Source organism: Lyngbya sp. CCY1209 (assembly GCF_055795065.1).
Genome location: NZ_JAYFER010000523.1, coordinates 16,161 through 28,033 on the forward strand (window position 1 = coordinate 16,161; position 11,873 = coordinate 28,033).

5 protein-coding genes are annotated in these 11,873 nt (G+C 46.3%); all 5 read left to right on the plus strand.

Annotated features, from left to right (window positions below):
• The first annotated feature begins 127 nt into the window (after window positions 1–127).
• The 5 genes from AC0QHF_RS17240 to AC0QHF_RS17260 all read left to right on the plus strand — a co-directional run bounded on the left by AC0QHF_RS17240 (window position 128) and on the right by AC0QHF_RS17260 (window position 11,645).
• A complete protein-coding gene (locus tag AC0QHF_RS17240) occupies window positions 128–5,989 on the plus strand; it encodes a CHAT domain-containing protein (RefSeq protein ID WP_324705469.1) in 5,862 nt (1,953 codons plus the stop codon).
• Between the two features lie 134 nt (window positions 5,990–6,123).
• Window positions 6,124–6,483, plus strand: a complete 360-nt coding sequence (locus AC0QHF_RS17245; RefSeq protein ID WP_324705470.1) for a hypothetical protein — start codon at window positions 6,124–6,126, stop codon at window positions 6,481–6,483.
• Between the two features lie 3 nt (window positions 6,484–6,486).
• Complete coding sequence (locus AC0QHF_RS17250) at window positions 6,487–7,920, plus strand: hypothetical protein (protein ID WP_324705471.1); 1,434 nt, start codon at window positions 6,487–6,489, stop codon at window positions 7,918–7,920.
• Window positions 7,921–8,112: 192 nt separating this feature from the next.
• Entirely contained in the window at window positions 8,113–8,343 is a 231-nt protein-coding gene (locus AC0QHF_RS17255) for a hypothetical protein (protein ID WP_324705472.1), read from the plus strand.
• Between the two features lie 68 nt (window positions 8,344–8,411).
• Window positions 8,412–11,645, plus strand: a complete 3,234-nt coding sequence (locus AC0QHF_RS17260) for an alpha-mannosidase (RefSeq protein ID WP_324705473.1) — start codon at window positions 8,412–8,414, stop codon at window positions 11,643–11,645.
• Window positions 11,646–11,873: the final 228 nt, after the last annotated feature.

Genomic DNA, 11,873 nt, shown 5'->3' on the forward strand with positions numbered 1-11,873 from the left:
TAGACCCGCCTTGAAATGAATTTCAAGGCTCATAGCAAAAGTCCACTCAAGTGGACTCGGTTGGAGTAATTATGTCCGAACCCCCTTGGCGGTTGCTATAATCGGACTTGCATCAGGGTTTGGGGTTATGACTGATAATTCTCAGGGTTCGGGGAATCAACCACCCAATCGCTTCATTATTCAACACTGGATTAAACGGGGTGTTGAGTTCCAGAATAATGGTAAATTCCACCACGCTTTATCCTGCTTTGTTCGGGTTTTGGAATTAAGTCCGAATCGGATTGATATTTGGTATAAAGTCGGGGTGTGTTGGCAGAATTTGGGGTATTTTGGAGATGCGATCGCCTCCTATAATGCCTGTTATCAACGCTCCCAAACTCAAAATAATCTATGGTTGCAGGCAGCATCCCAATTATGTTCGGGGCAGTGTTATGCCAACTGGCAGCAACAGGATAATGCAGTTTCTGCCTATTCTTTAGCGTATCAGTTATTTAACCAAATTGGCAATAATCCCCATACTCAGCAGGCGTGGGATTATCTGAATGGGGTGGGGAATAGTTTCCTGAATAACAAACAGTTTCAGGAGGCAGCTTTATTTTATCAAAAGTTGCTGAAAATCGTCAAGCCGACGCAAGATCGCCCCAAGTTGGGTTGGGTTTGGCATGGTTTGGGGCGGGGGTTTTCTGGGGACGGTTTGGATGAGTTGGCGGTGGAATGTCATCGGAAAATGTTGGAGATTTCCCGAGATTTGTCGGATGGGCAAATGGAAGGGACGGCTTTGTATTGGTTGGCATGGGAAAGCGGGAAACTGGGGCAATTGGCAGATACGATCGCTTATTATGAAGGTGCGATCGGGGTTTATGAGAAACAGGAGGAGGGTAAAGGGTGGGTTGGCGTTATTTTAAACTATTTAGTTGATTTATATCAAAAAATAGGAGAGTTTGAAAAGGCGATCGCAGTTTTAGAAAAGCGGTTAGCCATACTCCGAGAAAGTCAGGACAAGTCTGGTGAGTATGGGCTTTTATATCAAATTGGGGGGATATATTATAATAAACTCAAGGATTGCGATCGGGCTTTTGATTATTATCAATCGGCTTTGGAAGTGGCACAGGGTTTGACGGAAAAACAACCGGAGAAGGAAGCCAATGCTTATTATATGTTGGGGTTGATTTCCGATACTCTGAATCAATCAGAGGATGCCATTTCCTATTTTGAGGAAGCGATCGGCTATTATGAACAAGATGACTCCCAGCAACAGTGGTTCGTTAAATCTCTAGATCATCTGGAAAAGTTATATGAAAAAATTGGGGATTATCAGAAGTTAATAGAGGTGGCAGAAAAACGGTTAATCCGACTGCGAGAAGGGGAGGATAAATCGGGAGAGTATGAAGTTTTATATAAAATTGCGGGGTTATATTATCGCAAACTCAACGATTACGATCGAGCTTTTGATTATTATCACTCAGCTTTAGAAGTGGCACAGGATTTGACGGAAAGGCAACCCTTGAGTAAAGCGAATGCTTATTATATGTTGGGGTTGATGTGCCACTCTTTAAAAAAATGGGAGGAAGGGTTGTCAAATTATCGAGAAGCATCAAAAATTTATACTGAATTGGGGAATCAAGAATGGGTTGAGCATAGTCGAAAAGAAATTCAGAAGTTAGAAAAATTTTTAGCCCGTCGTTTATCGGCATCTCTACCTGAAAGTGACCCTCAGCTTGATTTTTTATTAAATGTTTTGCAAGCTACAGCCGATAGTAAGGGCGATGCGAAAGTTGTTTATCCCCTGCTTGAGCAAAATCTCGATAAATTCGATGAAAATTTAGCTGATATTTTAAGAACCTGGGCAACTGCTAAGTTTAAAGAAGTTTCTACAGAAACGGCTGTATCTATTGCCCTATCTATTGCGAAATTTGGCGATTTAATAGAACAATTCCCGTTAGTTCAGCCCGCCGATAATCTAGAAATTTTGATCGCTTGCTATGAGGCAACTTTAGAAGTATATACCCGCACCACCTCTCCTCAATATTGGGCGGCTACGCAAAATCTCTTGGCAATTGCCTACTGTGACAGTATCCGGGGAGAGCGCGCTGAAAATATTGAAAAGGCGATCGCTTGCTCTAAACAGGCTTTAGAAGTATATACTCGCACTGCCTATCCCGAAAAATGGGCAGGCACGCAAAATCTCTTGGCTTCTGCCTACCGTAACCGCATCCGGGGAGAGAAAGCCGAGAATATTGAAATGGCGATCGCTTGTTATGAACTGGCTTTAGAAGTCAGAACCCGCACCGCCTATCCCGAAAAATGGGCAATGACGCAAATGAACTTGGGAGCTGCCTACAATGACCGCATTCGGGGAGAGCGGGCTGAAAATATTGAAAAGGCGATCGCTTGCTATGAATTGGCTTTAGAAGTCTATACCCACACCGCCTATCCCAAACAATGGGCAGCCACGCAAAACAACTTGGCTTCTGCTTACTCTGATCGTATCCGAGGAGAGCAGACCGAGAATACTGAAAAGGCGATCGCAATTTTAGAAAAGCAGTTGCCGATACTCCGAGATAGTCAGGATCAGTTAGGCGAGTATGATCTTTTATATGAAATCGGGGGGTTGTATTATAATAAACTCAAGGATTGCGATCGGGCTTTTGATTATTATCACTCGGCTTTGGAAGTGGCACAGGATTTGAGGCAACCCTTGAGTAAAGCGAATGCTTATTATATGTTGGGGTTGATATGTCACTCTCTAAAAAGATGGGAGGAAGGGTTATCAAATTATCGAGAAGCCTTGAGACTGTATACTGAGTTAGGGAATAAAAAATTGGTTAAGTGTAGTCGAGAAAAAGTTCAGGATTTAGAGGAGTTTTTGGGCTATCGTTCATCGAATTTTATTTTTTTTAGTGGCTGCCATCTTGATTTTTTATTGGATGTTGTGCAAGCCACAGCAGACAGTAATGGTGATCGGCAAATCGTTTATCCCCTACTTGAAAAAAATCTCGATAAACTTGATGAAAATTTAGCTGATATTTTGAGGGACTGGGCAACTACTAGATTTAAAAAAGTTCCTAAAGAAACGGCTGCATTTATCGCCTCAAATATTATTTCATTTGGCAATTTAATAGCACAATTCCCATTGGGTAATTCCGCCAAGAACCTGGAAATTGCGATCGCTTGCTATGAAGTAGTTTTAGAAGTATATACCCGCACTACCTATCCCGAACAATGGGCAGGTACGCAAAATAACTTGGCAATTGCCTACAATAATCGCATCTGGGGAAAGAGAGCCGAGAATATTGAAATTGCTATTGCTTACTATGAAGCGGCTTTAAAAGTCAGAACCCACACTGCCTATCCTGAATATTGGGCACAAACGCAGAATAATTTGGCAGTTGCCTACTTTGACCGCATTCGGGGGGAGCGGGCTGAGAATATTGAAATTGCTATTGCTTGCTCTAAACTGGCTTTAGAAGTATATACCCAGACCGCCTATCCCAAAGGTTGGGCAGTCACGCAAAATAACTTGGCAATTGCCTACTATTCCCGCATCCGGGGAGAGCGCGCCGAGAATATTGAAATTGCTATTGCTTGCTATGAAGCGGCTTTAAAAGTCAGAACCCGCACGGCATTTCGCGAAGATTGGGCGCAAACACAAAATAACTTGGGGGCTGCCTACTTTGACCGCATTCGGGGAAAGCGCGCCGAGAATATTGAAATTGCTATTGCTTGCTATGAAGCGGCTTTAAAAGTCAGAACCCGCACTGCCTATCCCCAATATTGGGCAGACACCCAAAGTAACTTGGCAGTTGCCTACAAAAACCGTATCCGGGGGGAGCGCGCCGAGAATATTGAAAAAGCGATTAGTTTCTATGACCTGGCTTTGGAAGTATATACCCGCACCGCCTATCCCGAACAATGGGCAAAGACGCAAAATAACTTGGGAGTTGCCTACAGTAACCGCATCCGGGGAGAGCGCGCCGAGAATATTGAAATCGCCATTGCTTACTATCAAGCGGCTTTAGAAGTGAGAACCCGCACTGCCTATCCCGAACAATGGGCAGAGACGCAAAATAACTTGGGAGTTGCCTGCAAAAACCGTATTCGGGGAAAACGCGGCGAGAACCTGGAAATTGCCATTGCTTGCTATAAACTGGCTTTGACAGTAAGAACCCATCAGGCTTTTCCTTACAATTATGTAGGAATATTATTTAATCTAGGACTCGCTTATCAACAATTACAACAATGGCAACTCGCTTATGATACTTTTTATAATGCCATTGAAACCGTCGAAGACATCCGGGCAGGAATTGTCAAAGGCGGAGATGCAGCCAAACAGAAATTAGCCGAAGAATGGCAGAAACTTTATCAAGCAATGGTGGAAGTTTGCATCGAACTGAAAAACTATACTGCCGCCATTGAATATGCCGATCGCAGCAAAACCCGTAACCTGGTTGAACTGTTGGCAACCCGCGACCTTTACCCCAAAGGCGATATTCCCCCAGAAGTCCTCGATGAACTCACCCGCCTGCGACAAGAAATTGAAACGGAACAACGCCGCCTGGAAATCGAAGAACGCAGCCGCGACAGCTTCGGCGGAGGGATGATGGGAGAACGGAGCCCGCAAATTACCGACATAAAAACGACGCCACCAGACCGCAGCCACCTCAACCAACTTCAGCAACAACTTGACGATTTAATTAACGGTGAGATTACCCCCATCGACCCCGACTTCCGCCGCACGCAAAAAGTGGAACCGATTCCGTTTGCTGAGATTCAGGCTTTGACGGGGGAAAATACCGCGATTTTAGAATGGTATATTTTAAGCGATCGCTTTTTGGTGTTTATCGTCACACCCCCGACAAAACCCACGGCAACCGACGGGGAAGCGGTCACACTCTGGCAGTCGAACTCGGAAGATTATCAACAATTAATCAAGTGGGCGAATGACTACTTAAATTCTTATCGAAATCGCGAAAGTGCCGAATGGAAAAATAGCCTCACTTCCCGCCTGCAACAGTTGGGAGAAATCCTGCATATCAACGAACTGATTGCGACGATTGAGAAGACAGCTAAAAAGTGCGATCGTCTCGTACTCATTCCCAACCGCTTCTTACATTTATTCCCCCTTCACGCCTTGCCGCTATCCCAAACCGGGGAAGATATCACCTACTTAATGGATCGATTTTCCGGCGGTGTCAGTTACGCCCCCAGTTGTCAACTGTTGCAAACCGCAAACAACCGCCAGTGTCCCGACTTCTCCCAACTCCTCGCCATCCAAAACCCGACTCAAGATTTAGAGTATACCGACTTGGAAGTTGACAGCATCCGCAATTATTTCAACTCCAGTGATATTTTAGCCAAGAAAGAGGCAAAAAAATCAACATTCGATTCCCAACAAAAAACCGCCCACTGCAATCACTTTGCCTGCCACGGTTACTTCAACTTTGAGAATCCCTTACTGTCGGCATTATTATTATCTGACTGCTACCTGGAACCGCCGCCCACAACCCTCGATCGCAGCCAACACCTTCCTCTCAATAATAACAAAACCGTCGATTTAAGTCAATGTTTGACTTTGGGAGATGTGTTTACTTTGGATTTGCGTTCCTGTCGGTTGGTGACACTTTCCGCCTGCGAGACGGGGTTGATTGATATTCTCTCCAACAGTGATGAATATATCGGTTTACCCAGCGGCTTTTTGGTGGCGGGTTCCACTAATGTGATCAGTTCTCTTTGGGCGGTTAGTGATATTTCCACGGCGTTGTTGATGATTCGGTTTTATCAACTGTTGCGGGAGGGCGAGGAAGTTGCGATCGCTTTAAATCACGCCCAGAATTGGTTGAGAAATGCCACCAAATCGGAATTATTAGATTGGATTGATGCCAAGAATAAAATGAGGTTGCGTCTTGGCTTGCAAAGGATTCCAGATGAGGCAAAACCTTTTGAGTCTCCTTATTACTGGGCTGCATTCTGTGCGGTGGGCAAGTTTTAATGATGTCCAAGAAACCGGGTTTCTGAGATCGACCCTCGTGGCGATGCGAAGATCTTCATAGAAACCCGGTTTCTAAACAGCCACAAAAATCAAAAATATGATATAATTCTACTTGCATTGAGTTATTCCGTCCCATGTCTTTCTACTATCACCAAAACCTGGAAGCCTTTCTGCAACTGTTACAGGAACAACCCCAGTTATTTGCCGACTCCCAACGTCAGGAGTTGCTGGAATTAATTGAACCCTTGGAAGATGATGTCGAAACATTGTCAAACGCGATCGCAACTTGGTATGAAAAAGATAATAAGATTGTCGATGCTCAGTTGGCAATCCTCAATCGTTTAGTTAGTCGTTCAGAAGGCGATCGCATCCCCGGCGGACCCACGGGTTCGGTTTCACCTCCCCCCATCAATCAACAATTAAATAAAGAACTGCTAAAAAATGCCATCCTCCAAAGCCAGCCATCCGCCAAAAAGAATCAGACGCAACCCTAATTTATGGCTGTTCAACCGAAAGTTAAAAATCCCAAACTGACGTTGATTGCATTTCAACTGAGAAATAGTTTGGAGTCCGGAGACGAACCCGTAGAAAATGCCAGTCATCTCTGGACAAAATGCGGAGAAATTGGTAAAAGTTTAAATGCTTATGAATCTGAATTGGAATCTTTAATCGAACGATTGTCAACCTATAAAGAGTGGACAGATGATGTTTCCAATGATTATCAAGAACTGCTTCCAGAACGATTTGTCCCTTTTGTTGGTAACTTAAAACCCCAGATAAAAGGGACATTTTATCCAATTCAGCTTCATGATACCTACGCCGTTGACATCACCCTTTATCAACCCCAAACAGAGGTTTATATTTCACAACTCCATCAATTTGTCAACCCCGATTATTGTTTGTTACCCAATAATATTCAATCGGATTTAGGACAAACGCTGATCTTTTTTGGTGAACCTGTCAAGTGTGAGGATGACAGAAAGTTTGCCGATGATTGCGTGCGGGGGTTATTGCCGACTGCGGAGGCGGATAAATTATCGAAAAATCCGTCACAAGGACAACTCCTCGGCAGTCCGATTTTTGAATATTCCACCGGAGACTATCACCCGGAACGACAAACCCATCTATTGATTTGGTTGAATACATCCGAGGAAACTCGGCAGTTAGAAGAAAAAGGGAAATATTATCAACCCTTGATCAATCTATTATGTTATCGCCATAAAATTCTCTATGCTTATCGCCAGTCCCGTTGGTGTTATCATCAGGCGAAAACTATCTTTCAGGCATTATCGCCAAAAGCGAAAACCATTGAGGAATTAACCGCTGAGAACTTGGATCTTCACCTGGAAAGTTTGAAGCGGGAATTGCTGGAACTGCCAAATTTTTCCTTTCGTTATGTCAACTTAATTCAACAAATTAAAATTCATTTAAACACGATTAAAACTAATTTTAAAAATTATCAATATAGCCTTGACAATTTGCGGGAAATTATGGTAAAAGAAGATAGCCTGGAATTTTGCAATCAATTTATCCGACGGACAGAGAAAAAAATAATCGGACAGATTGAGGTTGATTTGGAGTATTTAATTCCCGGACAGGCTTTATTTTCGGAACTGATTAATACCATTCGCGGATTGGTAGAAATTGAACAGGCAGAGCGCGATCGCTCCCTCGAACACACCATCCAAATCTGGGGTGCTGGACTGGGTGCCGGGGGGATTGTCGCTTCCGCTGTTTCCGGGCATCTTGAAAACGGGTTGATTGTCAAAAATGAGCAAAATCAAAACGTACTAAATCCCGCCATTCATGGTACGATATTCTTGAGCCTATCCGCATTTATCCTGGTGGGAGGTATCGTCGGTTATTTCAATGGCGGACTGGCTGATTTGTATCGTGATTTGAAAAATAAATTTCAGAAACCCAAGGGGTGATATATTTTTAGAGTCGAAGCTTCAGCCGGGATGCCGTGGTAAAATCAAACTCGGGTCACTGACAAACATTCAGAAAGAAAAATTACAGCGTCGAAATGCCTGAAAAAATTAGCAATTTGAAAATACTTGAAACCGGAATAAATACAATCCATAATCGATTTATTTGAGTCGTTTTTAGGAGAAAATCTAACCATGAATTCCGCTCAATTTCAATACTTAACCGATAGCAATGGAAATCAAACTGCTGTCGTCATCCCGATTGAAATATGGAGACAGATCCTACCTCAAGATGATGAGTCAATCGAAACAATAACCGAACAGATTGAAGACTATTGCCTGAACAAAGCAATGGATGAAGCAAAAACGACTCCTCTTCTCAGTCGCGATATCGCCCTTGATTTTTTGGCGGAGGATGAGGATTGAGCGTTGAGTTCTGAAGACGATTTTTTCAAACCCCAAAACTATCCCAAACGTCGCCATTCAATCCGAACATGAATTTACCCTCGTCGAATTCCCCCCCCCAGCGCATCCGAGAAGCGATCGCACACCTGCACCAAATGACCCGCCTCGACATTCAGACCGGGTGGCGATTTCACCTCGGGGATATTTCCGAAACCGATAGAGACAATTGGCGGCACTGGCAAATCGTCCAACTCAACGATCGCCGCCATATCCCCTGGTCGGCCGGAAAGGAGATTTTGTGGCTGGCACAGGACATCGAAATTCCTCCGACATTGGCGGGATATCCCCTGTCGGGGTTGCGGTTGAAATTGGAGTTGAGTTGGTGGGCGGAAGATGCCCGAATTTATATTAACAGAAATTGGGTGCTCTCGGGGGATTTGTTCGACTGTTCGACCAAGTTAATCCTATCGGAGGCGGCGGAACCGGGGGAAAAATTTACGGTATTTTTGCGGCTGGTCAGTCCCGGTCACGACGCGGGCGCCCTGGTGACTTCCCGGTGTATTTACGAGGCGGGAGGCGAGGGGGAAATAGACCCGGGGTTCGTCGGGGACGAGTTGGCAGTTTTCTATACTTATATAATAGGGGCAAATATCGATAACTTCCCGTCGGCAACCGGCGGGAAAACTTTGACACCCGAACGCCGCGATCGCTTGCAAGAATTGGCGATCGCAGTTGATAATATAAATTGGGGAATCGTGGGCGATCGCTCCCTATTTCTGCGGCAGTTATCCACCCTGCGACAGTGTTGGGAACAGTTATCGGATTTTGCGATAGCAAAAATTTCCCTTTTGGGACACGCCCACCTGGACTTGGCTTGGCTGTGGCCGGTATCAGAAACCTGGGAAGCCGCCGTCCGAACCTTCGAGTCCGTCTTGCAGTTGCAGGCAGATTTTCCCGAACTGATTTTTTGTCATTCCACCCCCGCCCTCTACTCCTGGATTGAGGAAAACCGCCCCGATTTGTTCGAGTTAATCCGAAAACAAATAGCGGCGGGAGTCTGGGAAGTAACGGCGGGACTCTGGGTAGAACCGGAATTGAACACGGTTTCGGGAGAATCCATCGTCCGCCAAATTCTCTACGGCCAAAAATACGTTTTGGAGAAATTCGGCGAAATCTCCCGAGTCGCTTGGCTGCCGGATAGCTTCGGATTTTGTTGGCAACTTCCGCAATTGCTGCGACAGGGAGGCATCGATTATTTTGTCACCCAAAAACTCCGCTGGAACGACACGACAGTTTTCCCGTTCGGCCTGTTTCGGTGGCGGGGTTTGGACGGTTCGGAAATCGTCAGTTTGATGTCGGCACTCATCGGGCAGAATATCGAACCGCTGAAGTTGGCAAACTACGCCGTCGAGTGGCAACGCCAAACCGGATTGCGGGACTGTTTGTGGCTGCCGGGAGTCGGCGACCACGGCGGCGGTCCGACGCGGGAAATGTTGGAAACGGCGCGGCGGTGGCGGTCTTCGCCGCTATTCCCGGAATTGAGATTTCTACAGGCGGCGGATTATCTCGACCGGGTGGCGTATACTACCGAACTGCCGATATGGGAAGATGAGTTATATCTCGAGTTTCATCGCGGCTGTTACACCAACCACGCCGACCAGAAACGCTGGAATCGCTTGTGCGAACAGTCGCTGTACCGGGCGGAATTGTGGGCGTCGATCGCCGAGATAATGGGAGGTTCCCCGGATGCCGCCGATTTGGAGGCGGCTTGGAAGGCGGTTCTATTCAACCAATTTCACGATATCCTCCCCGGTTCGGCAATTCCCGAGGCCTATGTCGATGCCAACCGGGGTTGGGAAATGGTGGCGGAAACGGCGGCGCGGGTTGAGGAGGAGGCATTGCAGGCGATCGCACAGTCCCTCTCTCTACCCCACCCCCCCCAACCAGACGCGATACCGATTATCGTCTTCAACCCCCTCAACTGGACGCGATCGCAACTCCTATCCGTCCCCCTACCCTCCGGGGAAAGTTGGCGGGTTTTCGATAGCGACGGAAATGCCTTAATCTCCCAACGGGTGGCGGTTTCGGGAGGTTCGGAATTGCTGTTTTTGGCAACTGGTGTGCCGTCGGTGGGATTTCGCTGCTTCTGGTTGCTGCCGCCGACGGCGGAAACTCCCGGCCGGCAAGGGTTTCAGCCCCAAAGCACCCCTGTAGGTGCACACCTTTTCCCATTATCTCATACTCTATCAGATCCGGATTTTTCTGTCAATACCCTTGAAAAAAATTGCCAAAATTGGGAATTCGAGAACCAGTTTATCCGGGTAAAAGTCTCAGGGAAGACGGGAGACGTTATCGCCATTTTCGACAAAATCAATTACCGGGATATCCTGAAAAATCCCGGACATCAGTTGCGAGTGTTTCGGGACGAGGGACAGTATTGGGACGCCTGGAATATCGACCCCAATTATTTGCAATATCCCCTAGAACCGCCGCGGCTGGAATCCATCGCGTTGGTGGAGGAAGGTTCGCTGCGTCTGCGGTTGCGGGTTATCAAAAAAATCAATAACTCCGAGTTTTGTCAGGATTACGTCCTGTCGGCAGATTCGCCAATTTTGAGAATCGAGAACCGGGTAGACTGGCGGGAACGCCACGTTTTAGTTAAGGCGTATTTCCCGTTGACGATAACGGCAGAATTATCAGCACATGAAATACCGGCAGGTACAATAGAACGCGAGACAGAGAAAAAATGCGATCGCGCCAAAGCAAAGTGGGAAATTCCCGTTCTAAATTGGGGCGATTTGAGTGATAGAAATTACGGCATCAGCGTATTGAATAACTGCAAATACGGCTACAATTTCCAAGCGGACAAAATCGGCTTAACCTTGCTGCGAGGTTCAACATGGCCAGACCCCGATTCCGATATCGGCATCCACGAATTCGCCTACGGAATTTATCCCCACCGGGGAAACTGGCGGGAAGGGGAAACCGTGCGGCGAGGTTACGAATTCAACCAACCCTTGCAAGTGCAGGTTTTGTCGCTATCGAATTTTTCGACAACCGGCGGAAACCAGTCCGCGAGTTTTTTAAAGTGGGATGCCGAGAACGTAATTTTGATGGCGCTGAAGCGATCGCACACCGACCCCAAAACCTGGATTTTACGCAGCTACGAGTGCCACGGCCGGGAGGCAGTTTGGCAGATACAGAATAGTTTGGGAGTCGAGGTAAAATCAGCCGTAAACTTATTAGAAGAAGAAATAGAAGATTCGGAGGCCATAATTCATCCTTGGGAGGTTGCCAGTGTTGCGATCGCCATAAATCCGTAGATGCTTATGCCAACACCCCGACTCCCCATCTGCGAAAATCTGCGAAATCTGCGGACTTATATAGAAAGGCATCGGGAATATTTCACCACAGAGGCACAGAGGACACAGAGAGAAGAGAGAGCTTGACGGGGCGGGCAAAATTGGCGATTAAACCCCAACTCCCCATCTGCGAAAATCTGCGAAATCTGCGGACTTATAGCTAGAGATGCGATCGCTTCAAGTCGAGAA

Excerpts from the sequence above, each read along its gene's own strand:
- AC0QHF_RS17240 (WP_324705469.1), top strand. The coding sequence starts at position 128 with ATGACTGATAATTCTCAGGGTTCGGGGAATCAACCACCCAATCGCTTC.
- AC0QHF_RS17245 (WP_324705470.1), top strand. The coding sequence starts at position 6,124 with ATGTCTTTCTACTATCACCAAAACCTGGAAGCCTTTCTGCAACTGTTA.
- AC0QHF_RS17250 (WP_324705471.1), top strand. The coding sequence starts at position 6,487 with ATGGCTGTTCAACCGAAAGTTAAAAATCCCAAACTGACGTTGATTGCA.
- AC0QHF_RS17255 (WP_324705472.1), top strand. The coding sequence starts at position 8,113 with ATGAATTCCGCTCAATTTCAATACTTAACCGATAGCAATGGAAATCAA.
- AC0QHF_RS17260 (WP_324705473.1), top strand. The coding sequence starts at position 8,412 with ATGAATTTACCCTCGTCGAATTCCCCCCCCCAGCGCATCCGAGAAGCG.